A 26,305-nucleotide genomic window follows, 5' to 3' on the forward strand; every position below is an offset into this window, starting at 1 on the left:
TAGGTGCAGTATCGGGCAAGGGAGGAGCCATGATGGCAACCATACGCGAACAACTGGAAAAAATCGATCTTTTCGCGGAATTCGGCGGGAACGAACTGGCGGTTCTCGAACAATCGGCCGAATTGCGCCCGTTTCGCGAGCATGAACGGGTGGCGGGCGGAGAGGTTCCGCTTGACGCTCTGTACGTGATTTTGCGGGGGCATGTCCGGGTTGTGATTCACAATAGGGCGGACGAGGAAATCACGTTACACTATCACGGGCCGGGGGATCTCTTCGGATTGGCGGGCTTGCTGGCGACATCGTCCGCGCCTCTCCATTTTATCGCCGCGGAAGACGGGGAAGCCGTCGCTGTGCCGCATGCGGTCGTCAAGCCGCTGCTGCAGGCTCGCGCTGGTGCGCTTTGGGCATCCAGCCGGCTGCTCGCTGACCGGTTGTATCAGTTGTATCGGGAATTTGCGGCTGAATCGTCGTATGCCGCAAAAGGGATAGACCAGTATCCGATCCGTCTCAAAGTGGGGGAGATGATGACCGTTGACGTGGCCGCCTGCCAAAGCGGAACGACGGTACTGGAAGCGGCCCGGATCATGCGGGAGCGCAATATCGGATCGTTGGTGGTGTGCGATGAGAACGGTGAACTGCAGGGGATTATCACGGATAAGGATCTTGTAACCCGGATACTCGCCGTCGGATTGGACCCGGCATCAACTGCGATCGGTTCGCTCCTGACGAAACCGCCGATCACCGTATCGCAGGAAGCCTTTTATTATGAGGCGTTGCTGCTGATGATGAATCATCGGATCAGCCATCTTCCGGTTATGGGAAAAGCGGGACTGGCCGGGATTCTGACCATAAAAGACTTGCTTGATGCCAGGAGCCATCATGCGTTGGCTTTGACAGAGCGGATCGAACACGCTGTCCGGCTTGAGGATTTGTATGCGATTGCAGACCGTGTGGAAACTTTAGTCGACCGGATGCAGGAGGAAGGCTTACGGCCTTCCGAGATTTGCCGCGTGGTGGCGGATTACGACGATCGCATCACACGCAAAATCATCCATCTTGTCGAGAAAGAATTGGCGGAAGAAGGATGGGGGCCTCCTCCGGTGCCCTATTGCTGGGTGACGATGGGCAGCGGTGGCCGAAAAGAACAGCCGCGCCGGACCGATCAAGACAACGCGCTGATCTACCGCGATCCGGCCGCAGAGAAAAAAGAGGCCGTCGAGGGTTACTTTGAACGGCTTGCGGAAAAAACAAACGACGCTTTGGCACGCTTCGGCTTTCCCTATTGTCCGGGCGGCGTGATGGCGAAGAACCCCGTCTGGCGAAAATCGATTTCCGAATGGAGAAGCGAAGTGTCAGACTGGATCTTGGAACCTGACGGGCAAGGTGTTCGCAACCTGACGATTTTTTTGGATTTCCGTCCGGTCTACGGCACATTCGAACTGGCGCATGAATTGCGGCTGCGCGTCTTGTATCTGACCCAAAACGTCCCCGCGTTTCTTCACCAGTTGGTGCTTGACGACGTGCAATCCCAAGTTCATCTTGGCTGGTTTGACCGCGGCGAAATTGAGATCAAGACGCGCTTAAGTGTTCATTTTGTAAATGCGCTGCGCATCCTTGCGCTCAAACATGGTTTGTCGCAGATCAACTCGTTGGAGCGGCTGCAGGCGTTGACTGAGCAAGGTGTGTTCAGCCGGGACGAATTTGAAACGTATCAAGAGGTGTATGAGGAGATTATGCGATACCGGGTGCAAGGCATCCGTACTGTCGATATGGGTAATTTGAACAAACATGAACGCACGCGACTGAAGCGGGTGTTCCAGGCAACCAAGGATTTGCAGAATCTGTTGATCCACTCATTTCGTGCGGAAGGGTTGGCATTATGATACGCAAGGCGATCGAACATGTGCGAATGAAATTTGCATCCGTTCCGGCCCAATTCCCGCCGGACGTAACCCCTGAACTGCTTGCGGCGCTGCGGGCACTGGTCCAGTCCCACGAAAAAAGGCCTGTAGCCGACCAGCCTCTTCGCGACATGCGGTATATTGTTTTTGACACGGAGACAACCGGATTTCATCCGTATGCCGGGGATGAAATCATATCTTTGTCCGCGGTGGTTGTGGAAGGCGGAAAGCGGCTGGAAAGCCCTGTGTTCGACCGTTTGGTGAACCCCTACCGCGAAATTCCGAAGACGGTTACGGAACTGACATCGATCACGCAGCAGCAAGCCGAGCGGTCTCCCAGCTTGATCCGGATTTTGCCGGAGTTTTTGGAATTTGCCGGGACGGGGATTCTGGTGGCGCATCCGGCTGACTTTGACCTGAATTTTATCAATCTCAAGCTGCGCCGGTATTGCAAGGTCACGCTGCGGCATCACGTCATCGACATGATGTCGGTGGCCTACCATTTGTTTCCGCTTTGGAAGGATTATTCGCTGGAACGATTGGCGGACCACTACCAAATCGAGTGGGCGAACCGCCATCAATCGCTGGCGGACGCAATCCTTACGGCCGAAATCTGGAGCCGGTTTTTGGATGAATTGGAACACCGCGGTGTGCGGACCTTGTATAGTCTTTTTCTGTATATTAAATCGCTGAAATAAACGTATTTTTCGCTCCCGTCAGTCTGTCAACAGGTGTCCTGTGTGGGGGATCTCCGGTTATTGCGGAAGTTGCGCTCCGCGTACAGGGGCGTTTTTATGGTACAATAGAACAAACTGCACGATCGGAGTGGACAGGATTGAGCGACACAAGAAAACTGATCCTGATTGACGGGAACAGTATCACATACCGCGCGTTTTTCGCCCTGCCGCTATTGTCGACGGCAAGCGGCAGGCATACCAATGCCGCTTACGGCTTCACCATGATGCTGCTGCGGCTTCTGCAGGACGAACGCCCGACCCACGTGGCGGTTGCGTTCGATAAAGGAAAAACGACATTCCGTCATGAATTTTACGGCGCGTATAAAGGAACGCGGGAGAAAACCCCGGGCGAGTTGTCGGAGCAGTTCCCGATCGTCCGCGCAGTTTTGGATGCGTTTGGCATCGCCCATATCGAGATCGAGGGTTATGAAGCGGACGACATCATCGGAACCTTATCGCGCCGCGCCGAACAGGAAGGGTATGAAACCCTCGTCGTGTCGGGCGACAAGGACTTGCTGCAACTGGTGTCCGATCGCGTACACGCGATTTTGACCCGCAAAGGGATTACCGAAACCGAGTACTATGATGTCGCAAAAGTGCGGGAGCGATACGGGCTTTCCCCGCATCAGATCATTGACCTGAAAGGGCTGATGGGCGATTCGTCCGACAATATTCCCGGCATTCCCGGCGTGGGAGAGAAAACCGCGCTGAAGCTGCTGCACGAATTCGGGTCGGTGGAAGCCGTTCTTGCCAATGTGGACAAGATCCCCGGCAAAAAACTGCAGGAGAAAGTGGCGGAATACCGCGAAAGCGCGCTGCTTTCCAAAAAATTGGCGGCGATTTCCCGCGAGGCCCCGGTGGATGTTACGCTGGACCGGCTTGCATACGGCGGGTTCGACACGGCCCGTGTCCGGGAAACGTTCAAACAGTATGAATTCAGATCTTTGCTGAACAAACTGCCTGCTGACGGAGGCGAATCCGCAGCTCCCCGGAAAGCGGCAGTTTTGCAGGTTGAAATCGTCCCGGCCGGCGACATCGCCAAAGTGCTGTCCGGCCTGCCGGTGACTGTGGGGGTTTGCCTCGAATTTACCGGAAGCTATCAGCAGGCGACTTTGACGGGGCTAGCGTTTGGCGCGCCGGATCGGGCCTGGTTTGTTCCGTTGCAGGGGGGAGTCGTGCCGGACGCGGTCAAGCCTTTTTTTCAAAACGGGGACAGGTTGAAAGTGTTTTTTGACGTGAAATCTGCGGTCTATATGCTGCGCGACGCCGGAATCGAGTTGGACCGGCGCACGTTTGACGCGCTGCTGGCCGGTTACTTGTTGAATCCCCAGGACGGGACGCCGAAACTGGAGGATATCGTCGCCCGGGAACTGAACTGGTCCATGCCGGCGGTTTCCGGAACGGACAGGAAAAAGGCCGCACCGACCCTTGCGGAGAGGGCCGATTTTTACGGGGAAGTGGCGGCCGCCCTCGCGAATCTTCAACCGATCCTTGATCGGCAGATGCAGCAACAGGAACTCCACGCTTTGTATGCCGATTTGGAATTGCCCCTCGCTTACGTGCTGGCCGACATGGAATACCAGGGCGTCAAGGTCGACACCAAGCGTCTCCGCGAGATCGGCGAGGAACTAAGCGTGAACATCGACCGGTTGACTAAGGAGATTTACGAACTGGCCGGACAGGAATTCAACATCAACTCCCCTAAACAACTGGGAGAAATCCTGTTTGACAAAATGGGGCTGCCGACCCAGAAGAAGACGAAGACCGGTTACTCCACTTCGGCCGATGTATTGGAAAAACTGGCTCCCTTCTCCGAGATTGTCCGGAAGATCCTAGAATACCGGCAGCTTGGCAAGCTCCTGTCAACTTACGTGGAAGGATTGTTGAAAGTTGTGCGGCCGGACACGGGCAAGGTGCACACCAGTTTTAACCAGGCGACTACCGCGACGGGACGTTTGTCCTCGGCGGAACCGAATCTGCAAAACATCCCGATCCGGATGGAGGAAGGCCGCCGGTTGCGGCAGGCGTTTGTGCCGAGTGAAGCCGGATGGAAGATCCTGGCTGCCGACTACTCCCAGATCGAATTACGGATTCTGGCCCACATTTCGGGCGACCGGTCGCTGATCGACGCTTTCGTGCAGGATATGGACATTCATACGCGGACGGCAAGCGACGTGTTCGAAGTGCCGATTGACAAAGTGACGCCGGAAATGCGCCGCGCGGCGAAAGCGGTGAACTTCGGAATCGTATACGGCATCTCCGATTACGGCCTGTCGCAAAACCTGAACATCCCCCGCAAGCAGGCGGCCGAGTTCATCGAAAATTATTTCGCCAAGTTCCCCGGCGTTAAAAAGTACATGGAGGACGTCGTAGTCCAGGCACGCAAAGACGGGTACGTGACTACATTGTTGAACCGGCGGCGGTATTTGCCGGATTTGCACGCGTCAAACTACAATGTCCGGAGTTTTGCGGAGCGGGCCGCGCAAAACACCACCGTGCAAGGGTCGGCGGCGGATATCATCAAGCTCGCGATGAACCGGGTTGCCGGCGAGTTGAAAAAGCGGGGGCTGAGAAGCCGGATGCTCCTGCAGGTGCACGACGAATTGGTATTTGAGGTCCCGGAGGACGAATTGGAAACGATGCAATCCCTTGTGCCCGGCATTATGGAAACCGCGGTTCAATTGGACGTGCCGCTGAAAGTCGACGTCAAATACGGGGACACCTGGTATGACGCCAAATAAACGGCACCATTGGAATGTTCCGTTGACAAAAAGGGGTGTGCAGGTGTGCCGGAATTGCCCGAGGTTGAAACAGTCAGACGGAGTCTGGAAACGCTTGTCGCCGGAAAAAAGATTCGGGACGTGACCGTCAACCTGCCCCGCTTGATTCGAACCCCCGATGATGCGGAGCGGTTCAAACGGATGCTATGCGGACAGACGATCCAACAGGTCGGCCGACGAGGCAAATTCCTGTTGTTTGAAACAGGTCCTTACACATTGGTCTCCCATCTGCGGATGGAAGGACGATACGGATTGTATCATCCGGAAGACCCCGTGGAAAAGCATACCCATGTGATCTTTCATTTTACGGACGGCACCGAGCTCCGCTACAAAGACGTGCGGCAGTTCGGCACCTTCGACCTGCTTTTGCGCGGGGACTTGTCCGCCGTCCGGGGTCTTCGCAAAATCGGCCCGGAGCCGCTTGAAGCCGGTTTTACGCCGCAAATTCTCAAGGAGCGGTTGAAAAAACGCACGGGAAAAATCAAGGCGCTTTTGCTCGATCAGGATCTTGTGGCGGGCATCGGCAACATTTACGCGGACGAAGCGTTGTTTCAAGCGGGGATCCACCCGGAGCGCATTGGCCAAAGCCTGACCCGCGAGGAATGCGAACGGCTGCACCGCGCGATTGTGGACGTTTTGTCGAAGGCGGTGGAACTGGGCGGCTCCTCCATAAAATCGTATGTCAACGGCGCCGGCCAGCCGGGCGGGTTTCAATTCCGGCTGAAAGTCTACGGCAAAGCAAAAACGCCTTGTCCGAACTGTGGCACCGGGATCGAGAAGATCCGCGTCGGCGGGCGGGGCACCCATTTCTGCCCCGCCTGTCAGCCGAAACGGCGGACGGGAAAGAAATAAACTCCGGGTGCACAAGTCCGGGTGCACAGGACATTGCCCTTCCTCATACACTGCCATATGAGTTGAACGGGGAGGGCAAGACTTGTGGAATTCCTGTCGCTGTTTGTTCTGGCGTTTGCGGTCAGTCTTGACGGATTCGGGGTCGGCATCACGTACGGACTGCGGGGAATCCGTTTTCCCTGGTGGTCGCTCTTGGTAGTCACCCTTCTTTCCGCGATGATGATTCTGTTGTCGATGTGGCTCGGGGGATTGCTTGTCCGCTTCCTGTCCCCGGCCGGCGCAAAGGTGATCGGGGCCGGTATTTTGATTCTGATCGGAACCTGGGCAATCTGTCAGATCTTCACGCAAAAAGACGATGCGTACGCCCCCCTTCCGGCAGCGGAGGAAAGTGCGGCCCGGGTCTTCAAACTGGAGTTCAGGAAGCTCGGGTTCGTGATTCAGATTCTAAAAACCCCGGCGGTTGCCGACATTGACTGCTCAGGGTCGATCAGTGCCGGCGAAGCGCTCCTGCTCGGTTTCGCCCTGTCGATGGACGCGTTCGGGGCGGGGATTGGGGCTTCCATGATCGGGTATCCCGCCGTTTTGACGGCTGCCACCGTCTCGCTGATGAGCTTGCTTTTTATTGGCATGGGATTGAAAATTGGGCATAAATATGCGGAGAAACCGCTTATCCGCCGGATGGCTTATGCGCCCGGCCTGATTTTGATCGCAATCGGACTGACCAAGATGTTTTCTTGAGGGGACAAAACATGATTGCTGGGCTGACAGGCGGCATCGCCACAGGAAAGAGCACCGTTTCAAACATGTTCCGACAACTGGGGGCCCCCATTGTCGACGCGGATCGGATCGCACGGCTCGTGGTGGAACCGGATCGTCCCGCATGGCGCGATCTGGTTGATCACTTCGGGGAAGGGATTTTGTTGCCCGACCGCACGATTAACCGGCCGAAGCTGGCGAGTATCGTGTTTTCCGATGCCGCGGAAAGAGACAAGCTGAACCGGATCGTCCACCCCCGCGTGCGGGAGGAAGCGAACCGGCAGACGGCCGATTTTCTAAGGGAAGATCCGAAAAGGCCCGTGATCCAGGATGTGCCGCTGCTGATCGAAACGGGCCTGTACAAACAAGTGGACAAGGTCATCCTCGTCTATGTCGATCAGCAAACCCAGTTGCGACGCCTGATCGAACGGGATTTCATGACGGAGGAAGAAGCGCTGAAGCGGATTCATGCGCAGATGCCGATCGAAGAGAAAAAGGCGTTTGCCGACTATGTGATCGACAACCGCGGTTCGTTGGATGAAACGCGCTTACAAGTGGCCCGCATCTGGGAGGAGTTGAAGTCGCTCTCGTGAAGAAAAGGTATGCGCTGATCGGAGTTTTGCTTGTCGTTTTTCTGACGCTGCTCGGATCCAAGCCGATTTTACGGTGGATGTATCCGCTGTATCATTACGGCATCATCCAAGAAAGCGCGCTCGCTTACAATGTGGATCCGATGCTGGTTGTCGCGATCGTCCGCGTGGAGAGCAGGTTTAAGGAAACGAACGTTTCCCGCGCCGGGGCGGTCGGACTTATGCAGTTAATGCCGGAAACGGCCGAGTGGATTGCCAAGCAGAGCGGGCTCGCGTACAACAGTCCGGAGGATCTGGCCCAGCCTCAGACGAATATCCGGCTTGGATGCTGGTATGTCGCCTATCTGGAGAAACGGTTCCAAGGAAACCGGGTAGCCGCCCTTGCCGCTTACAATTCGGGTCCGAGCCGTGTCGACGGCTGGCTGAAAGAAGGCAAATGGGACGGCACACTGGAACATCTCGACCGGATCCCTGTTGGGGAAACACGCCACTACGTGCAGCGGGTTCTTTACAACTATGAGCGCTACAAAGAAATTTATACATAAAATCGGGTAGAATGAAAAGAAAAAACGATCAGAAGGTGAGGAGCAATGACCGTCTCTCCGGCGGCGAAACGGCTGCAAGAACTGCGGCAAAAACCTGTCTACCGCAATACGTGTTCCGCTTTGTTGACCGATCTTTACCAATTGACCATGATGTATGGTTACTATAAATCGGGACGAATGAACCAGCGTGCCGTGTTTGACCTGTTTTACCGCAAGAATCCGTGCCGGAACGGCTTCGCGATCGCGGCGGGATTGGAGCAGGCCGTCATGTTTTTGACAGGCTTGCGGTTTCAGGCGGAAGATATCGAATATCTGCGCTCTTTGGCGCTGTTTGATGAGGATTTCCTCGACGAACTTAAGCGGTTTCGCTTTACTGGGACCGTTTACGCCGTCGAGGAAGGGACCGTTGTATTTCCGAACATCCCGTTAATGCGCTTTGAAGGCCGCATTTTTGAACTGCAGCTGGTGGAATCGGCTTGTCTGTCGTTTATCAACCATCAGACGCTGATTGCGACAAAAGCGGCCCGGATGGTGCAAGCAACCCGCGGCGAACTGTACGAGCACATTCACGAGTCGGTGGAATTCGGTTTGCGGAGGGCCCAGAACGCGGATGCGGCGACATTTGGCTCCCGCGCGGCTTATATCGGCGGGTTTGTCGGGACAAGCAACGTGTATGCGGGGCAAAATTTTTCGATTCCGGTGGTGGGAACGCAGGCCCACAGTTGGATCCAGAGTTTCCCCAGCGAACTGGAAGCGTTCCGGGCTTATGCGGCGACCTATCCGGACCGCACAACGCTTCTCGTCGATACATACGATACGCTGAAAAGCGGCGTGCCCAATGCGATTCAGGTGGGGCGCGAACTGCGGGAAAAGGGCTATGAACTGAAGGGAATCCGCTTGGATTCCGGCGATTTGGCGTGGTTGTCAAAGGAAGCGCGCCGCATGCTGGACGAAGCCGGGTTTCCCAACGTAAAAATATTGGCGTCCGGCGATCTCAACGAATATGTGGTTCGCGATTTGATTTTGCAGGGGGCGAAAATCGATACGTGGTGTTTCGGAACCGCCCTGATCACCGCTGACGATTGCCCGGCTTTGGGCGGCGTGTACAAACTGGTCGCCGAAGAAGAGAACGGCGAAATGGTTCCCAAAATAAAGGTCTCCGAAAACCCGGAAAAAATCACGAATCCGGGCTACAAGAAAGCTGTTCGTCTATACCTGGAAAACGGATTGGCCACAGCCGACCTTATTCTGCTGGCGGATGAAGAACTGGATCCGTCGCAGCCGCTGACCCTGTTTCACCCGATCCACACCTACAAGCGAAAGACGATTCGCGACTATCGAGTGGAAGAACTGCTGGTGCCCATTTTGGTGAACGGCGAGATCGTATACGAACTGCCGGAGCTTGAACAAATCAGGCAACGGGCCGACCGGCAGCTGGCAGCGATGCCGCGCGAGATCAAGCGGCCGATCAATCCGCACGCTTACCATGTGGATTTGTCGGAGAAGCTCTGGGAACTCAAGCAAAGACTGCTGAAAGAAGCGGCGGTCAAACAGGTGGCAAATTGCCGGGAAAAGTGACGGGCACATGGCGGTTTACAAACTTGTGTCACGCGGGAGTAAAATTGTTCGTGAAGGAGAGGGTGGACATGAAGATTGTGTTGGCTCCCGACTCCTATAAAGGCAGTCTCACGGCGAAGGAAGCTTGCGACGCGATGGAAGCAGGGATTCGCCGCGTACTCCCCGCTGCGGAGATTATAAAAGTCCCGATGGCAGACGGCGGAGAGGGAACGGTTGAGAGCCTGGTGGCCGCTACGGGCGGGCAAATTTTTTCGCGGGAGGTGACAAATCCGCTGGGGGAACCGGTGCGTGCCAGATACGGAATTCTTGGCGATGGAGAAACCGCTGTCCTTGAAATGGCGGAGGCGTCCGGGCTATGCCTGGTCCCGCCCGCTTTGCGGAATCCCCTGACCGCCACGACTTACGGTACCGGTGAGTTGATTCGGGCAGCTTTGGACCACGGCTGCCGCAAGTTTATCCTGGGGATTGGCGGGAGCGCCACCAATGACGGCGGCGCCGGCATGGCGCAAGCTCTGGGCGTGCGGTTTCTCGATGCGCAGGGCAAGGAACTTCCGCCCGGCGGGGGAAGCCTTGGGCGATTGCATACCATCGACGTGTCTGGTCTCGATGGGAGATTGAAAGAATGCACATTTACCGTGGCGTGCGACGTTGACAATCCTTTGACCGGTCCGAACGGGGCCAGCCACGTATTCGGGCCGCAAAAAGGGGCGACGCCCGAAATGGTGGCCAAGCTGGACCAAAATCTTGCCCACTACGCTTCCGTCATTGAAAAACAACTGGGGATCTCGGTGCAACATCTGCCGGGAGCCGGGGCCGCCGGCGGTTTGGGAGCCGGTGTGGTGACGTTTCTGGCGGCAACTCTCAAACGCGGTGTCGAGATTGTGATCGAAGCGACCCGTTTGCAGGAAAAGGTACGGGGAGCGGCTCTTGTTTTAAGCGGGGAAGGGCAGTGCGATTTTCAAACGGAGCGGGGGAAAACGCCGTTTGGCGTGGCACAGGTGGCGCGGAGAGCGGGAGTGCCCGTCATTCTGGTCGTTGGGTCGATCGGGCGGGGTGTCGAGGTGCTGTACCGGCATGGGGTGCAAAGCGTATTTTCAATCGTGGACCGTCCGATGTCACTGGAAGAAGCGTTGGCGAATGCGGAAGAACTTTTGACAAACGCAACGGAGAGGATTATTCGTGCGACATGTTCCGTCTGATATTTTTTGTTCAATCTTTTTTAAAAATTTCTACGCAAACGCTTTCATTCATGATATATTTATACTATCATGATCATGTGATCATATCACCTTATCTGATAGGAGGTTCATGAATGACTTGGACACAAATCTCCAATCCTCTCGGTAACCTCTGGTTATCGGCCCTGGTGGCCGCCATCCCGATCTTCTTCCTGGGATGGGCGCTTGCCATCAAAAAAATGAAAGGGTATCTTGCCGCACTCTTCACCATCGTTTTAGCGACTCTTATCGTGATTGTCGTCTATGGGATGCCTGTCGGGATCGCCATAGCCACGGATATTCTCGGGGCGTTGAAAGGCCTTGCTCCCATCGGTTATGTCGTGTTGATGGGGGTGTTCCTGTACAACTTGACGGTCGAAACAGGGCAGTTTGAAGTGATCAAACATTCCATCGCAAAAGTGTCGGATGACCAGCGGATTCAGGCGATCCTGATCGCGTTTTGCTTCAGTGCTTTCATTGAAGGGGCTGCCGGATTCGGTACGCCGGTCGCCATTGCGGCGGCGATGATGATCGGTATGGGGTTTCCGCCGCTTTACGCAGCCGGCTTGGCGCTTGTCGCCAACTCGATCCCGGTCGCGTACGGCTCCATCGGGATTCCGATTACCACGGCCGGGGACGTAACCGGTATCAAAGCGGAACTGATCGGTGCGATGGCGGGCCGTCAGTTGCCGTTCTTGACGTTGATCATTCCGCTGTGGGTCGTAATGATCATGGGCGGCTGGAAAGCGGTGAAAGGCGTGCTGCCCGCTCTGGCGGTCGCAGGTGTCTCGTTTGCGGGTGCCCAATTTTTGGCTTCGAACTATATGAGCTATCAGCAGACCGACTTGATTGCCGCCATGACTTCGATTGTCGCATTGGCCATCCTGCTTCTCTTCTGGAAGCCGAAAGACAAATGGAGTTTTGAAGGCACCAATGTGGCGGTGAAAGATGATAGGCATTACACCGGAGGCCAGATCCTGCGTGCCTGGTCGCCTTATATCATCACTTCGATTGTTATCTTTGTTTGGGGCCGTCCGGAGTTTAAGAATCTGTTTACCGCTCCGTTCTGGAAGATCAAGTTTAACATGCCGGGGGTGCACAACGCGGTGGTTGCCGGCGGAAAACCGGTGGCCGCGGTGTATGACTACAACTGGTTCTTGATGTCGGGAACCGCGATCCTGATTGCGACTTTGCTCAGCGCTTTGGTGCTGGGGATGCCCATTGGCAAGTATCTGCAAACGTTCGGAAAAACCATGAAACAGCTTGCGCTTCCGCTTGTTTCAATCGCCTGTTTCCTCGCCTACGCGGAGTTGAGCAGCCGTTCCGGAATGGGGAGAACGCTTGGGGAAGCGCTGGCTTCCACGGGTGTCGCGTTTCCGTTCTTTGCGCCGATTATCGGATATATCGGCGTGTTCCTGACCGGTTCGGACACCTCGACGAACGCGCTGTTCGGAAAGCTGCAGCAAGTGGCTGCGCAAAAAGTCGGCATCAGCGACATCCTTGCCGTCGCCTCCAACTCCACCGGCGGTTGCGCGGCGAAAATGATCTCTCCGCAGTCGATCGCCGTCGGCGCGGGTGCCACTAGCATGGTGGGGCAGGAAGGCAACATTTTGCGGTTTACCTTGAAGCACAGCGTGGTCTTCGTCTTGCTGATCAGTATCATCTCCTGGTTGCAGGCGCATGTATTGACTTGGATGATACCGCATTAAAAAATCGGTGCCGGAATACGGCGTTGCACCGGCAAATGGCGGGGCGAGGCGGCAGTTTCCGGCGGGTTTGCAAAAAACGGGCAGCGCGTAACACGCTGCCCGTTTTTCGATTTGCGAGGCCACAGGTCTTTCCGCTTCATCGAAGCGAAATGATCAATGCTGCTGCCAGAATCAGCAGGAACCCGCCGAAGATCACAGCGGGCAGAATGTGGTGTTCAGAGCGGTTCTCCGCGTTGACGGGAGGCATGCCCGGCAAATCCTCCTCCAGCGCGAATTCAAAATCGGCCACATCGTAAACCTGGACGGGAATCCCCAGTTCGATAATCCGTTCGTGAACCGACGGGTCTTCAATCAGCAGAGGCACCTCTTCCTTCATGGCAACAAGAATCAGTTCCGTCTCGATCGGGTCGAACGTTTCCCCGTAAGCCGCCGTATCCACCGCGTTCACAATCTGGAACGTGACTTTGTCGTTGTATATGACGGGGTTACTCATCCGCCAGGGGGCGTTGGTACCCGATTCGATGTTTTTGCGGACAAACGGATTCTCAAAAAAGTTCCGCAAACGCTCGAGATTCGAGTGTAGTACCGCTTGCTCCTCATCTCCGGAGGACAGATTTTCACCGGCCAGGATCTGCAATTCCCGCACGGTGGAAAGAGGAAACAAATAGCGAACCGGACAGGCGGGGGAAAGCAATTCGCCAAACATGGCAAGCACAACGGGTTCAGTCACAAAAGTCCGCACGCGCCTTATTTCCCCCGGTACCGTTTTTTGAAACCGCGAGCTGCGGAATCGATCAGCAGATATACGGCAAAAATCCAGCCATAAGCCAACATTCCCAGCACGTAATACGGAACCGGCCGCCCGGAATTTTTTCCAGCCGTGTACAGCCACGTGCCTGCGAGCGCAATCAGCAGGGAAATGATTGTAATCACCATTTTTCGGGTTTTCATCGGTAACCTCTCCTTTATGGCAAAATCATATCGGATTTGGCAAACGGTTTTCAACGAAAATTTTGGGAGGTTCATGAAGGAAATGTCCGTATATTGGCGAATATTGTCTAATAGCCAAAACGGATCATTTCTCGAATGATAACACTTTAGGACTGCACGGTTGTTCGGATATACATGGCTTCGAATTCCGGAGGAGGGACAAGCATTGCGGCGTCTTACGATTTCAGAGCGGTATCAGCTGGAAGAGTGTCTGGACGCTTCGGATGGCGTTAACCTGTACCGGGCACGCGACAATTTGTTTCCACGCAATGTTTTTGTTACCGTTTTTTCCTGTTGTGACGCACCCACCATCGAATCCCTTCGCTCCCGCACCCAATCGTTGGCCGGGCTTTCCCACCACCATATCATCAGTATTTACGACCTCGAATGCGAGTGTGACACCTGTTATCTGATTTCGGAATTCCGGGAGTGTCTGACCCTGCGCGAAGCAATCGACGAAGGACATCGGTTTTCGCTGGAAGAAGTCTTGTTTATGTCGCTCAATATCGCGAAGGCGATGGCTCACGCTCACCAAAACCGTGTGGTGCACGGACAGTTGTCTTCTGACATGATTTGGTGGCAGGGAGGAGACATCAAGGTGGCCTTCGGTTGTCCGCGGATGCCGGACCCATCAGCTGGATGGCGAGAGGATCTGGTGGCGATGGGAAAAATCTTCAAGGAGCTGCTGGCCGCGACACCACCGCTTTACAAACCGGACGTTCACGCAAAAACCCGGGAAGTGGCCGACAGGTTGACAGGGCGGCGGCAGCCGGCTTACACGGCTGCTTCGGATGTTGCCCACGACCTGAAGATGATTCTCACAAAAGATGCAAATCCGTTCTTTGCAAGTCCGCTGGCGACAGGTGGCCGGTTGGCAAACTCCTGTGGGGCTGCCCGATTGGAGTTGCGGGATCTGTCCCGTCCGGGAAAACTGCCGGAGGAGCATCGCGCCAGTGCCGCGTTCGGCAGATTTCGCGCGAAGCGGATGTCTTATTTCGGCATTTCGGCGGGAATGTTGGTGTTGGGAATGCTGGCTTCCTTTTTTCTCTTTGATCCGGGGGAAGAGGAGCGGGAGCGGCTGACGGGCGGTATCGACACCTCTCCCGTCAGCGTGGCCAAAGCGGAAACCCCGGTGTCCCCAATCGCCATCTCGCCGGAAGAACCGATTGGAAAAACGGAAAAAAGGCGGCAGTTGATTCCCGATCTGGTCGGGTTGAGGATGCAGGAAGCGGAACAGTTGTTGCTGTCCATGGGGTTTCGCTATGCGTATTACCTCGAACGGTCTGACGCTCCTGCCGGCACCGTTTTCAAACAGTTGCAAGAACCTTACCGGCCTTTCCAGCCGGGAGAACGCGTAATCTTCTATATCAGCAGCGGAAAATAAAATCGAACGTAATGCAGCCTACAGCACGGGGCGGCAAAATGGGGTACAATGTGAAGGTGGAAACAAACCGGATGAAGGAGGCGTTTTGCAATGACGGAAGGGGTAAAGGTAAGCATCGAATACTGCACCATGTGAAACTACCTGCCGAGAGCCGTCAGTGTGGCGGAAGAGTTGCTCGGGCAGTATGCCAAACAAATTTCCGGTCTGACTCTCATCCCTTCGGCGGGCGGTGTGTTTGAGGTAATGGCGGGCGATAAGCTGATCTTTTCGAAAAAGGAATTGAACCGATTTCCGGAAGAGGGGGAAATTTTGAAACTTTTTCCGCAGAACGATTAAATGAAGATCCGGAAGCAGCAAAGCCTTCTTCGCTTTTTGGCGGGAAGGTTTTTTGTTGCAGGTTGCGCAGCGTGGCCACAAAATGAATTTGTTATATTTTGAAAAAAAGGAAATTATATCCGTTCAAAACACAGTTCTCCGTTGTTAAAATAATGATGTCGAGGCTGACTTGGAAAGAGGGAGACGTATGGAAACGGAAAACCAGTCGCCGCAGAGTGCGCGGTTGCATATATTGTTCTTGATTTTGTTTATCGGCTTGGTCATCTTGCTGTTACGGTTGAGTTTCATCCAGCTTGGCAACGGGGAAAAATACGCGCAACAAGCGGAAGCCAACCGTTATGCGCAGCAGATTCTTCCTGCACCGCGCGGGCGATTTTTGGACCAGAATGGCGAGGTGCTTGTCGGGAACAAACCCTCTTTTACGATTCAATATACCGACCCGTTTACCACGAAGGACAAGACGGAAAAGGACAGGCAAATCGAAGAGATCGCCGGGAAGCTGGCGGAATTGTTGGAGGATCCGGACGACAAAGAGCAACTGACCAAGGAAAAAATCACTTCCATCATCAAAAACAATCCGGCCGACATGCCACGGTCGACCCCGCGTAAGATCAAGGTCAACGCCACGGACAGGCAGGTGGCGAGAGTGAGGGAACACCTGCACGAACTGCCGGGGATTGCCGTCATTCCGGAGGCGATACGGGACTACCGGCTGAAGACGTTTGCTTCCCACATTTTCGGCTATATGAACGCGATTACGGCCGAAACGTGGCCGAAATACAAGGACAAAGGCTATCTGATGACCGACAGGGTCGGCTATACGGGCCTGGAAAAACAGTACGAAGAATACTTGAAAGGCACGCACGGCGCGACACGGGTGGAAGTGAACATCAACGGCGATCCGATCCGCCGCGACCAAAACAGCAATTATATTGAGAAAAAGCCGATTCCCGGAGACGACCTGATCCTCACCATCAAAAAAAATCTGCAGCAAGCTGCGGAAGAGGCGTTGGCCGAAAGGGTGAATTCGTTGAAATCACGTGGCGTGAAACATGCGGCTGCGGTAGCGCTGGACCCCAATACGGGGGAAGTGCTTGCCATGGCGAGTTATCCGCCCTTCGACCCAAACCATTGGCTGAACGGAATTTCCCCTGAAAACTATGAACTGTTTAAACCCGCCGAATGGAACTATGCGGCGGAATATCCGGTCGAGCCGGGCTCCACCGTCAAAATGCTGTCCGTCATGATGGGGCTTAAAGAGGGTGTTGTAAAACCAGAGGAAACGATTTATTGCAGCGGCAGCCTGAATATCGCCGGTTACAATGCAGGCGACTGGAACCCGAGGGGACACGGTGCCATCGACGGGAAAAGAGCGATTGCAGAGTCCTGCGACGTTTATATGTACAGCCTTGCAATGAGATTGGCCAAACACCAATACCTCACCCAAATGAATGTGCGAAACTGGATGGAGAAATACGACAAGCCCGCCATCGATAAATTAAAACAGTATCAGCGGGAATTCGGTCTTGGCGTGAAAACGGGGATCGATCTTCCGTATGAAGCTGCCGGTAGCTACAACTACAACGAGTTGACCGCAATCAACTTGCCGTTTATGTTGATCGGCCAAAACGAGGCTTTTACTCCGCTCCAGCTTGCGCAATACGTAAGCACGATCGCCAACGGCGGGAACCGCATGAAACCGTATCTGGTAAAAGAAATTCGAGACCCTAACGGGAATACCGTCAAAAAATTTGAACCGGAGGTCCTGAACAAAGTTTCGTTTTCCCCTGAGCTCCTGCAATACGCCCGGGAAGGGATGTGGCAGGTTACGCATGAATCTTACGGCACGGCGTCTTATCTGTTCAAAGACAAACCCTACAACGTCGCTGGGAAGACCGGTACCTCCGAGACGGGGCGCAGAACGGAGAACTATTGGTTTGTGGGATTCGCTCCCTACGACAACCCGAAGATCGCAATCGCGGTGGTCGTTCCCGAAGGTCCCCTGAACGCCCACTCCTATGAGATGGCCGGCCCGATCGCGGAAAAAATGCTGGACACATTTTTCAACGTTTCTTCCAAAGCGACGGAGAGAAAATCGGTAACCGGCAATCAGGAATAAAAAGTATCGGCGGTTCCAAGAACTTGGATTGTAACCGAAGAACCCTCCGGCACAAAGGGAGCGTTGATCGGCAGGATCTCAAGGAAGTCTAAGCCCTTTCGGGAAATGATTTTTCAACGTGTGCTGCACCGTTTTTCCCCAACCGAGCGGGTAGTCCAAAACACAAACCAGGGTCCAGCCGTCGGATTCGCCAGGGTGTTCCAGCGGGAACGTTTCCCCCCGGAGATAGCTGCGGATTCTCGGATCGTCCGGCTGCAGGCGGAGTTTGCGGATCGCATCCGAACCTTTCAAAGTCATTGCCAGCGTATGGCTCGGCTCAAACCGTTTTTTCTTCAATGCCCCAAGGCGGAGCCCGGGTCTTACCCATTTCAGCCCCTTCAGGGCGGGGAGATCGTAAGGAAGCAGGTAGAGGTGTTCCCCTTGCACCAGAAATTGTCCGTCTCGTGGCGAATCGGACAGGTTGTCCCGCGCAAAGTCCAGATAAAGCCTGACCGCTTCCGCAGGCGCTCCCGTCCGGAGGGGAGTGAGTCGCGTTTCGGACCCGTCCGTTTTTTCCAACAGCGCGGCGAAATGTCCCTCCCCCCGCAGGCGATGCGGCCACAAGCGGACCGCCAGCGCCAAAGCCTCGCGGCCTTTCCCCCATTCCGGACGTCCCGGGGAGAACAGGGAGGCATTGGGAAACGGAAGCAGGTCGAATTCGGGGTGCCGTTTTAAAAATTCATCCAGCACGGCTTCGTTTTCGTCCGGCGAGAAGGTGCATGTCGAGTAAACCAGTTTTCCGCCCGGCCGCAGCATTTTGGCCGCTTCCTCGAGAATGTGCAACTGTCGGACGGTGCAGTAGACCACATTTTCGGGGGACCATTCTTCGCGTGCAGCCGGATCTTTGCGAAACATCCCCTCGCCGGAACAGGGGGCGTCGACCAGAATGCGGTCGAACCATCCGGGAAACGCGGTTGCCAGTTTTGCGGGGGTTTCATTTAATAGAATAGCGTTGCGCACTCCGAGTCGTTCGACATTCTCCGCCAGAATTTTGGCGCGGCTCGGGGTAAATTCGTTGGCGACCAGCACCCCATTGCCTCCCATAAGGGAGGCGAGATGGGTCGCTTTGCCGCCCGGTGCCGCACACAAATCAAGCACACGCTCACCCGGACGGGGAGCGAGGGCGGGTGCAATCGCCATCGCGCTCGGTTCCTGAATATAGTACAGCCCCGCTTTATGAAACGCATGTTTGCCCGGAGCTTCTTCTACATCGCAGTAAAATCCTTGGGAAGCCCAAGGAACCGGTTCCAATTTGAAAGGGGACATCGCCCCAAACGCTTCGACTGAAATTTTCAGGGTATTGACACGGAGTCCGGTCGTTTTCGGTTCGTCGTAGCTGTTGAAAAACATCTCCGCTTCGTCCCGCAACAATTCCGTCATGCGGGCGACAAAAGTTTCCGGCAGACCTCTCATAACAATCCTCCAACGGTGTGCTAAAATCTAATATACCACAACCGCGGAAGCGGATTACACAAAGCGGCGCAGGGCCCCGCAGGCCGGAGGGCGGATTTGGGGACAGCCCGGGGGTTCGGATGCCGGGAGACGGAACTTGCAGGGAGAGAGCGCCCGCATGGTAAGGAGTGAAACCGATGCTTGTCGGCGTTGACATGGTGGAAATCAAACGGGTCGAAAGACTTGCGGAAAACCCCTCCTTTTTGCACCGCATCTATACGGAGGAAGAGTTACAGCTTGTCCAGGAGGTGTGTAGCAGGCGGAAAGCGGAGATTCTAGCAGGACGGTTTGCTGTCAAGGAAGCGGTTGCAAAGGCGTTGGGTACCGGTATTTCAGACGGAATCAGATTTCGCGACATTCAAACCCTGCGCGGGGGGCAGGGTGAGCCTGTCGTCCGTTTGCTCGGTAAAGCTCGGGAAAAGGCCGACAGTCTTGGCGTGACGAAAATCAGCGCCAGCCTGTCTCACGCATCCGGCCTGGCAGTGGCTTACGTGTTGCTCGAATGCGGGTCAGGCGGAAAATGACTCGGCTCGTACGCACAATCCCCGCCGGTTGATTTCGTCGAGGAGCATCTGGATGAATTGATCGTCAAGTTTCAGCTCCACTGCGGTTTTGTAGGCTTCCAACAGCGCATCGTCGCTCAACAACCGCATGTTTAATCACCTCAAATCGGAATTTGGCCCGTGTAGCGATTTTTTCGCTGTGGTTTTATCGTAACACCGAAATGAGGTGAGAACAAGCGTTCTATTTATCCACAATCCGTTGTTGACAAGATGTGCACAAGATGTGGAAAAGTTGGCTGGACGTTTATATAACTGGGTGGATAACGGGGATAAAGTTATGCACAGTTTTCCACGTTGTCGTTTTTTGCAAGAAAATTTTTGTTTGTTTGCAATTGGCCTCTGTTTCTTTTTATGCGGAGTTGATGGATAATAGAATCAATCAAGGGAGGAGAGAATCAATGACGCGGGTTCGGGCTTTGATTCGGGAGGGAGATCGGAAACTTCTCACTTCTTTGCTGCGGTTGCGATCCTCTGCGGCATTGAATTTGTTGATGCGGGCGATCACCGTTTTTGGCGGGGCCGTGTTTTCTGTGGGGACGGTTCTTTTGCTGCTGCTGATAGCGGACGGCCCGATCAAACAAGCCGCCATCGTGGCCGCTGTGGGATTGTCGGGAAGTTTTGTGGCCGTGCAAGGGATGAAAAAGATGGTCAAGCGATTCCGACCTTACCTTGTGATGGCTGAGATCAAATTGTTGGGAAAACCTTTAAAAGACCACTCGTTTCCGTCGGGACACACAACTTCGATCTTTTCCATTGTGACTGCTTTTTCGATGACTTTTCCGGCCGTGGCGGGATGGGGTTACGGATTAGCTTCCCTCGTGGGAATTTCCAGGGTTTATCTCGGATTTCATTATCCGACCGACGTGTTGGCCGGCGTATTGATAGGGGTCGGCTTTTCCGTCGGTTCCCATATGGTGCTTCATTCATGGTTTTTATAGAGGTATAAGAACCATGTTTTTTTTGCACTCTATGTTATATGACAGAAATGTGGTATTATGGTTTGAGAAAGGCCTATGAAAAGGGTTACATAGATAAATCCAGAATATTCGATCTGGGAATTTTTCGGGGGTGGAAGATGATGACTACTCAAGTAAAAGCAGGTTTGGAAGATGTGGTTGCGGGTACTTCAGAGATTTGTTTTGTCGACGGTGAAAAAGGCAGATTGGTGTATCACGGCTATGACATTAACGAACTTGTCGGGAAAGCTTCTTTTGAGGAAGTCGTGTATCTGCTCTGGCACGGCAAACTCCCGAACCAAAAAGAACTTGACGATCTGCAAACCGAATTGAAACAATACCGTGACATTCCGTCGGATGTGCTCGAATTGGTGCGCTCGCTGGCCAATAACCCGGCGAATCCCTCGGGAATGGAAATTCTGCGCACCGCGGTGAGCTATATCGGAGCGGTTGATCCCGACAAGTCGATGAATCGCAATACCCATCTCAAACAAGCCGCAAAATTGATCGCGCTGTCCGCTTCCATAACGGCTGCGATCGGCCGTTTCAAAAACGGCCAGGACTATATCCCGCCGCGTGCGGATTTTGGGCACGCCGCCAATTTCCTCTATATGTTGACCGGAAAAGAACCGGACGCACTGGCGGTGGAAGCTTTTGACGTGGCGTTGATCCTGCACGCCGACCATGAATTAAACGCCTCCACCTTTGCGGGACGTGTAACGGTGGCTACGTTGTCCGACCTCTATTCGGGTGTCACCTCCGCAATTGGCGCTCTGAAAGGACCGCTGCACGGCGGCGCCAACGAAGACGTGATGAGAATGTTGATGGAAATCGGTTCCATTGAGGATACGGCCAAAGAAGTCCAGGCAAGACTTGACAGGGGAGTCAAAGTTCCGGGATTCGGCCACCGCGTGTACCGCAACTATGACCCGCGCGGACTGGTTCTGAAGCGTTACGCAAAAGAGCTGACCGCAAAGGCCGGCAACACGAAGTGGTTCGAAATGACCGAGATCACGGAACAAGTCGTATTGAAACATTTCGAACGCAAAGGAAAAGATTTGAAATACAACGTCGACCTGTATTCCGGGTGCCTTTACAACGCGATGGGCATCCCGGTCGAACTGTTTACGCCGATTTTCACGATGAGCCGCATGTCCGGCTGGACCGCTCATTTCCTTGAGCAGTACGCCAATAACCGGATCATTCGTCCGCGTGCCGACTATACCGGTCCCGTCGATCTGGAATTTGTGCCGATCCGTGAGCGCAAATAAAACGAGTGTGAGTAAAAACCGCATATCTGTAATATAACAGAAAAATGAAAACCCCCGTTCAACGGGGGTTTTGTTGTGGCAACGGTTCCTTTCGCCCGGACAGCCTGGTGAACCGTACCGAAATCGTTGAGACTCGGGTCAGATTTTACGATTTTCTGAAAAGCGGCCGCACGCTGTCGAATAACGCGACCAGAGCGATTCCAACGGAGTCGACCCCCACGTCGACCCAATGACCTGTCCGCCCGGGCACAAATGTTTGATGCCACTCATCCGTTGCCGCATATAAAAGGGCGATGGCAGCACCGAGCAACAGGGGTTTCGGGGGACGGATACGCGTTTGCTTGAGGGTTTGGATCCAGAGGAATGTAAGAACTGCAAATTCTGTGACATGGGCCCCTTTTCGAATAAAAAATTCCAGCATGCCATAGGGTTTTTGCCACGTGACAAGCTCGCCGTCGTAGTAAAACTCGATATGGGGCAGCCATTGTTGCAGGACCGGCAGCGGGAGGAAGGAACCCAAAACCGGCTTCAGGTCCTGTTGTTGATAGGGTTCAGCCGATTTCAAAAAAATCGCCAGCATGAAAACAAGAGCTGCAGTCAGCCACAGATAGCCCGACCGATTCCGGAACAACAAAAAACACACCCTTTCGGCAGGATCATTCTTCTTGATTCTACCGTCAGGGTGCTTTTTTTGCCAGTCCCACGGCTCATCGGGAACAATGGCTGATGAACAGGCATACGGCGCAACTTCACTTCATGGGATTTTTTCCGGGATTTCAGTGCTGCGGTTGGCTGGGTTCGGAAATCTCCGACAGAGCGTGCCCGGCTTCATTTTCGTGAATCGAGACGGTTGCCAGGTCACCGATTGCCACGATCCCGACCAGACGGCCGTTTTCAACAATCGGCAGCCGGCGGATTTGATGCTCGGCCATCAAATCGGCCGCTTGATGGGCATCCATCTCGGGGGTGCCGGTGACCACCGAACGGGTCATGCAACTTTCAACGCGGGCGGTGTTGACATCCTTCCCTTCCGCCACCACTTTCAGAACGATATCGCGGTCGGTGACGACGCCGACCAGTTTGTCCCTTTCGCAGACCGGGACAATTCCCACGTCAATGCTGCGCATGATTTTGGCTGCGTCCAAAACCGTATTCTGGGGACTGCATGTATGAACGTCATGGGTCATGAGTTCGCGCAGTTTCATCCAATCGCCTCCTCTGTGAAATAAAAAAGACTGCGAAGCATCCCCGCAGTCTGTAGGATGAGCCATTAAGCCTTCTTGTATACCCCGGCGTAAAATCCCCAGATTCCAAGGGCAAGATGCAGGATGTTTTCGGTCGCTTCGAGACGGATTCCCGGAAGGGACGGAGCAAAAAATCCGACGATTCCCAACACCAACAGCACGGAGCCAACAACGGAGGCATACAAATTCGCTCTGTTGTTTGCAGCGGCGGCAATCCCCAACACTCCCAGCGCCAGATGGACGACATTGTGTGTGACGTCGAATTGAATGAGGCCGAACAACTGTTTTACAAAGAAACCCAAAATACCGAGGACGATGAAAATCCAACCAGACACACGTGCAAACGTTGTCGCCAATTGAATCCCCCCTCAAATTTTGACAGTGCAAGCACCGTCTAGTTCATACATACGCGGAGGGGTGTTCAGAAATTCGCCGGAACGGCAAATAGCACCCACGGTGTCCGGTCGATGGTTTTCCCGTTCTTTCTCGCTTCCGAAGACAGGAAAAAATGACGGGCTCCCTCCAAGATCCGCTCGGGTACTTGGTTATTAAGGCCATACGCGATAAAGTGATGCTCTGAGCCGGCTGAGAGGGAACGGACGTAAGCGACATATTCCAGTGCCGGATCCGCAAACGGCAAGGGACGGATGGTTAGACGCCATGTTCCGGTTTGGCGGGTCAACGACACTTGGTGGCGGGCTCCCTCAACAATGGCGGATTGCTTAAAAATCTGAGGGGTTACGGATTCGAACAACTCGTTTTTTCGGATGAAAGATTCCAGATATCCTTTCATCACGGTGATTTGGCTTTTATGCTGATGCAGCGCTTTCGTTTTCACGTCGATCTCCGTTGGCGTTAAAGCAAGTGAGCGCCAACCGGACTTGACGCTTAAGGCGCCGGGAACCGTCAAACTCATGTCCGGCCGCGCAGCGTGCGGATGCGGCCAATGCGGATAGTGGACCAAATAGCGCCACTGCCGAGGATTCAAGTGGCACTTTGCCAGCGCGTATTCCATAAACGCTTGCGCCGCCCAATGGTCGTCATGCCGGTCGACGCTTGCCGGATACAGGATATCGGTTGGATCATACTGCAGAATATAAGACTCCAACAGCTTTGCCAATTGTTGCCCGAAATAGGGGACTTGCGCTGCATACGCCAACGGATAGGGGCATTTGGTATGGCCGGTACGGCCGGAAAATGCAGGTTCCGCTTCCCAATACTCTTTCCAAAGCAAATGCAGTCCCCCGTCGGGAAATCCGAAAAACAGTACGTCCCCGGGGGAAAGTCCCAACATGGACACAGCCCGCAGCAGTTCCGCCTGGCGTTGTTCTCCCAACTGCTTATAGTGTTCCGGGGCCGGGGAACCGGTACCGGCAATTGTAGCGGCCGCTTTTCGAAATCCGTCGCCGTTGGTCAGCACCACCAACCGGATCTGTTTGCCCGCTTGCTTGGCGTGTTGAATCAGACCGCCGGCGGCAATCGTTTCATCGTCCGGATGCGGAGCGACGATCAGAATTCGATCCCCCATCGATTCGGCGGACAGCTTTTCGGACATTGGCAATTCTCCCCTTCGCGGCGCGGTGTGGGTCAAATTGGAGACCAGAAAAACAAGCAGCGCCGTCAAACCGCAGACGCGCAAAAATTGGATCATTTGCCCGCCTCCTTTGTACCCCAGTATGTACTTTATTCCGTTTGACCATAAGTGTATTCCCGGCGGGAGGGGGGAAAGACTAAAGATGGAGGTGAGGGAAAATGACTGACATCAATCCGCCTTTGCGGGAGAAGAAAGCGCCTTGGCGCGACACCCCGCTCGACCACTGGAGCAAGGATATTGATCCCGCCGTCATGTCGGGGGATCAGTGGGTTGACAACGAACACGATCCCGGATCCGAAAGAAGGGAGAATCAGCAGTTGTTGTCAGGAGATGTCCCGTCACCGCTCGCGCCGTTCATGCATCCTACACACGACGTGACATACGGGGAAGAGTAAAGAGTGATGAAAGCCCGCCTTGCAGCGGGCTTTTGTTTTTAAACTGCGAAGGCTCACTTCGTTTTGGAAGGGTTGCCGTTTCGTTCCCATTGTCTCAAATAAGGAGTCGGGTCGAACGCAAATTCGGTTCTGCCCGTGTCCCGGTACATGCCGTAGTGCAGATGCGGGGCGAATTTGCCGGAGGTCCCGGGCTTTCCGTAACCGGAGGCCCCGACATAGCCGATCACCTGTCCGGGGGTTACGATGCTTCGGATTTGAATCCCCTTTTCAAAGCGGGAGAGGTGGGCGTAATAATGATAGACGTTGTTCAGATCACGGATGCCGATTCGCCAACCGCCGTAATCGTTCCACCCCTTCAGTTCGACGTATCCGTAGGTTGTGGCGACAACCGGCGTTCCGTAAGCGGCGAAAATGTCGGTTCCTTCGTGAATTCTGCGGCCACCCCAACCTCTCCGGTCGCCCCATGTGCTGCGGTAAGTGTAATTGTACCGTTTGGGGATCGGAAACGCGTTCCCTTTCAGTTCGGTTGTGCCGAACTGGCTGTAAATGCGGGCAAAAGAAGTGATACGGTCGACGATCAGCGATTCTTGATAATGATTCCAAAGCGCGATTCGGATGTCGTCTTCCGAGGTGCCGCCCGATCGCAGCAAAGCGGCTAAAGCATAGAGGATGTCGCTTTCATTTTTGGGATCGGCGCTCCCATCCATATTGCCATCGCGGCCAATGCCGCCGTAAATCCGAATCGTTCCCTCATAGCGGTCTTCCTGGTTTGGGTTGAGCTGCCCGCACCATATGTGTGCGGGTATTTCCATCGAGGTTTCACCGGGTTGCTGTTTTTTTTTCCAACGCAGGTTGGATTCGTACTGGTAAATCGCCGCGATATAATACCAGGGAACTTGGGTCTTGGCGGCCACATTTTTAAATTTCAAGGTCGGGTCCGCCTTCGGATTGCTTCTTGCCGTGTCTGCGGCGTATGTTGGAACCAGGGGCAGCAGGGACAGCACCCAGACGCAGAGGAGAATACGGAAGGTTTTCTTCATGCCATACCACCTCAATACTCGTCAAGCTTGGTGATTTCATCGATCAACGCCATGGGATTCAGCTTGCGGGCCCTTTTCAGCAGACTCTCATGGCTCGGATCGGCAAGATCGAAGTAAAAAAACGGGATCCCCTTGTGGCTTTTCCGCCGTAACACGTGTCGCACGAGACAGCCCCTCCTTCACGTTCCGGAAAATGTTTATCTTTTAATCTGCACCAAAAACCGCGCAGCTTGAGAGGAAATAAATGTATTTGCCGG

The 26,305-nt window shown here is 54.4% G+C and carries 27 protein-coding genes; 17 read left to right on the top strand and 10 right to left on the bottom strand.

Going from position 1 to position 26,305, the window contains the following annotated elements; all coding sequences use genetic code 11:
• Positions 1-32 precede the first annotated feature (32 nt).
• The 10 genes from AC4ED1_RS11365 to AC4ED1_RS11410 all read left to right on the top strand — a co-directional run bounded on the left by AC4ED1_RS11365 (position 33) and on the right by AC4ED1_RS11410 (position 12,665).
• Complete coding sequence (locus tag AC4ED1_RS11365; RefSeq protein ID WP_490938646.1) at positions 33-1,883, top strand: DUF294 nucleotidyltransferase-like domain-containing protein; 1,851 nt, start codon at positions 33-35, stop codon at positions 1,881-1,883.
• A complete protein-coding gene (locus tag AC4ED1_RS11370; protein ID WP_490938648.1) occupies positions 1,880-2,599 on the top strand; it encodes a 3'-5' exonuclease in 720 nt (239 codons plus the stop codon). The genes AC4ED1_RS11365 and AC4ED1_RS11370 overlap by 4 nt, the downstream gene beginning before the upstream one ends.
• A gap of 137 nt (positions 2,600-2,736) precedes the next feature.
• Positions 2,737-5,379, top strand: a complete 2,643-nt coding sequence (gene polA, locus AC4ED1_RS11375; RefSeq protein ID WP_490938650.1) for a DNA polymerase I — start codon at positions 2,737-2,739, stop codon at positions 5,377-5,379.
• Between the two features lie 45 nt (positions 5,380-5,424).
• On the top strand, positions 5,425-6,270 hold the full coding sequence (gene mutM / locus AC4ED1_RS11380) for a DNA-formamidopyrimidine glycosylase (RefSeq protein ID WP_490938652.1): 846 nt from the start codon (positions 5,425-5,427) through the stop codon (positions 6,268-6,270).
• A gap of 84 nt (positions 6,271-6,354) precedes the next feature.
• On the top strand, positions 6,355-7,008 hold the full coding sequence (gene ytaF / locus AC4ED1_RS11385; protein ID WP_490938654.1) for a sporulation membrane protein YtaF: 654 nt from the start codon (positions 6,355-6,357) through the stop codon (positions 7,006-7,008).
• Between the two features lie 11 nt (positions 7,009-7,019).
• Positions 7,020-7,619 carry a dephospho-CoA kinase gene (coaE, locus tag AC4ED1_RS11390; protein WP_490938656.1) on the top strand — a complete coding sequence of 200 codons (600 nt, stop codon included), beginning with the start codon at positions 7,020-7,022 and terminating at the stop codon, positions 7,617-7,619.
• A complete protein-coding gene (locus AC4ED1_RS11395) occupies positions 7,616-8,161 on the top strand; it encodes a lytic transglycosylase domain-containing protein (protein WP_490938658.1) in 546 nt (181 codons plus the stop codon). The genes coaE and AC4ED1_RS11395 overlap by 4 nt, the downstream gene beginning before the upstream one ends.
• Positions 8,162-8,206: 45 nt before the next feature.
• Positions 8,207-9,739, top strand: a complete 1,533-nt coding sequence (locus tag AC4ED1_RS11400; RefSeq protein ID WP_490938660.1) for a nicotinate phosphoribosyltransferase — start codon at positions 8,207-8,209, stop codon at positions 9,737-9,739.
• A gap of 68 nt (positions 9,740-9,807) precedes the next feature.
• A complete protein-coding gene (locus AC4ED1_RS11405) occupies positions 9,808-10,938 on the top strand; it encodes a glycerate kinase (protein WP_490938662.1) in 1,131 nt (376 codons plus the stop codon).
• A gap of 113 nt (positions 10,939-11,051) precedes the next feature.
• Complete coding sequence (locus tag AC4ED1_RS11410; protein WP_490938664.1) at positions 11,052-12,665, top strand: L-lactate permease; 1,614 nt, start codon at positions 11,052-11,054, stop codon at positions 12,663-12,665.
• A gap of 136 nt (positions 12,666-12,801) precedes the next feature.
• On the opposite strand, the gene AC4ED1_RS11415 is transcribed toward AC4ED1_RS11410, so the two are convergent.
• On the bottom strand, positions 12,802-13,407 hold the full coding sequence (locus AC4ED1_RS11415; protein WP_490938666.1) for an ADP-heptose synthase: 606 nt from the start codon (positions 13,405-13,407) through the stop codon (positions 12,802-12,804).
• 5 nt (positions 13,408-13,412) lie between these two features.
• The gene (locus AC4ED1_RS11420; protein WP_490938668.1) at positions 13,413-13,616 is read right to left on the bottom strand and encodes a hypothetical protein; all 204 of its coding nucleotides are present in this window, start codon (positions 13,614-13,616) and stop codon (positions 13,413-13,415) included.
• 205 nt (positions 13,617-13,821) lie between these two features.
• Between AC4ED1_RS11420 and AC4ED1_RS11425 the strand changes: the two genes are divergently transcribed.
• The 3 genes from AC4ED1_RS11425 to mrdA all read left to right on the top strand — a co-directional run bounded on the left by AC4ED1_RS11425 (position 13,822) and on the right by mrdA (position 17,494).
• Positions 13,822-15,039: a protein kinase domain-containing protein gene (locus tag AC4ED1_RS11425; RefSeq protein WP_490938670.1), complete on the top strand. Its 1,218-nt coding sequence runs from the start codon at positions 13,822-13,824 to the stop codon at positions 15,037-15,039.
• A 141-nt stretch (positions 15,040-15,180) separates the two neighbouring features.
• Positions 15,181-15,375, top strand: a complete 195-nt coding sequence (locus AC4ED1_RS11430; protein ID WP_490938776.1) for a SelT/SelW/SelH family protein — start codon at positions 15,181-15,183, stop codon at positions 15,373-15,375.
• Positions 15,376-15,562: 187 nt separating this feature from the next.
• Positions 15,563-17,494 (top strand): penicillin-binding protein 2, encoded by a 1,932-nt coding sequence (gene mrdA, locus AC4ED1_RS11435; protein ID WP_490938672.1) that lies wholly within the window; start codon positions 15,563-15,565, stop codon positions 17,492-17,494.
• Positions 17,495-17,572: 78 nt separating this feature from the next.
• Here the strand turns inward: mrdA and AC4ED1_RS11440 are convergent, their stop codons facing one another.
• A complete protein-coding gene (locus tag AC4ED1_RS11440) occupies positions 17,573-18,946 on the bottom strand; it encodes an RsmB/NOP family class I SAM-dependent RNA methyltransferase (protein WP_490938674.1) in 1,374 nt (457 codons plus the stop codon).
• Positions 18,947-19,122: 176 nt separating this feature from the next.
• Here AC4ED1_RS11440 and acpS point away from each other — a divergent pair, with 176 nt between their 5' ends.
• The gene (acpS, locus tag AC4ED1_RS11445; protein ID WP_490938676.1) at positions 19,123-19,509 is read left to right on the top strand and encodes a holo-ACP synthase; all 387 of its coding nucleotides are present in this window, start codon (positions 19,123-19,125) and stop codon (positions 19,507-19,509) included.
• Here the strand turns inward: acpS and AC4ED1_RS11450 are convergent.
• The gene (locus AC4ED1_RS11450; RefSeq protein WP_490938678.1) at positions 19,495-19,638 is read right to left on the bottom strand and encodes a sporulation histidine kinase inhibitor Sda; all 144 of its coding nucleotides are present in this window, start codon (positions 19,636-19,638) and stop codon (positions 19,495-19,497) included. The genes acpS and AC4ED1_RS11450 overlap by 15 nt on opposite strands.
• 308 nt (positions 19,639-19,946) lie before the next feature.
• On the opposite strand from AC4ED1_RS11450, the gene AC4ED1_RS11455 reads away from it, so the two are divergent.
• Together AC4ED1_RS11455 and AC4ED1_RS11460 are read left to right on the top strand one after the other, a co-directional pair.
• Positions 19,947-20,486 carry a phosphatase PAP2 family protein gene (locus AC4ED1_RS11455; protein WP_490938680.1) on the top strand — a complete coding sequence of 180 codons (540 nt, stop codon included), beginning with the start codon at positions 19,947-19,949 and terminating at the stop codon, positions 20,484-20,486.
• A 140-nt stretch (positions 20,487-20,626) separates the two neighbouring features.
• Positions 20,627-21,775 carry a citrate/2-methylcitrate synthase gene (locus AC4ED1_RS11460; RefSeq protein WP_490938682.1) on the top strand — a complete coding sequence of 383 codons (1,149 nt, stop codon included), beginning with the start codon at positions 20,627-20,629 and terminating at the stop codon, positions 21,773-21,775.
• Between the two features lie 145 nt (positions 21,776-21,920).
• Here the strand turns inward: AC4ED1_RS11460 and AC4ED1_RS11465 are convergent, their stop codons facing one another.
• The 4 genes from AC4ED1_RS11465 to AC4ED1_RS11480 all read right to left on the bottom strand — a co-directional run bounded on the left by AC4ED1_RS11465 (position 21,921) and on the right by AC4ED1_RS11480 (position 24,670).
• A complete protein-coding gene (locus AC4ED1_RS11465) occupies positions 21,921-22,406 on the bottom strand; it encodes a VanZ family protein (RefSeq protein WP_490938684.1) in 486 nt (161 codons plus the stop codon).
• Between the two features lie 145 nt (positions 22,407-22,551).
• A complete protein-coding gene (locus tag AC4ED1_RS11470) occupies positions 22,552-22,980 on the bottom strand; it encodes a CBS domain-containing protein (RefSeq protein WP_490938686.1) in 429 nt (142 codons plus the stop codon).
• Positions 22,981-23,045: 65 nt separating this feature from the next.
• Entirely contained in the window at positions 23,046-23,375 is a 330-nt protein-coding gene (locus AC4ED1_RS11475; RefSeq protein WP_490938688.1) for a DUF4383 domain-containing protein, read from the bottom strand.
• 65 nt (positions 23,376-23,440) lie between these two features.
• Positions 23,441-24,670 carry a PIG-L deacetylase family protein gene (locus tag AC4ED1_RS11480; protein ID WP_490938690.1) on the bottom strand — a complete coding sequence of 410 codons (1,230 nt, stop codon included), beginning with the start codon at positions 24,668-24,670 and terminating at the stop codon, positions 23,441-23,443.
• Positions 24,671-24,771: 101 nt separating this feature from the next.
• Here AC4ED1_RS11480 and AC4ED1_RS11485 point away from each other — a divergent pair, with 101 nt between their 5' ends.
• Positions 24,772-25,008 carry a DUF3905 domain-containing protein gene (locus AC4ED1_RS11485; RefSeq protein ID WP_490938692.1) on the top strand — a complete coding sequence of 79 codons (237 nt, stop codon included), beginning with the start codon at positions 24,772-24,774 and terminating at the stop codon, positions 25,006-25,008.
• 53 nt (positions 25,009-25,061) lie between these two features.
• Here the strand turns inward: AC4ED1_RS11485 and AC4ED1_RS11490 are convergent, their stop codons facing one another.
• Positions 25,062-26,048: a M23 family metallopeptidase gene (locus tag AC4ED1_RS11490; protein WP_490938694.1), complete on the bottom strand. Its 987-nt coding sequence runs from the start codon at positions 26,046-26,048 to the stop codon at positions 25,062-25,064.
• A gap of 11 nt (positions 26,049-26,059) precedes the next feature.
• Positions 26,060-26,212: a hypothetical protein gene (locus AC4ED1_RS11495; RefSeq protein ID WP_490938696.1), complete on the bottom strand. Its 153-nt coding sequence runs from the start codon at positions 26,210-26,212 to the stop codon at positions 26,060-26,062.
• Between the last annotated feature and the right edge of the window lie 93 nt (positions 26,213-26,305).

The organism is Effusibacillus sp. SKA8, from assembly GCF_058273125.1.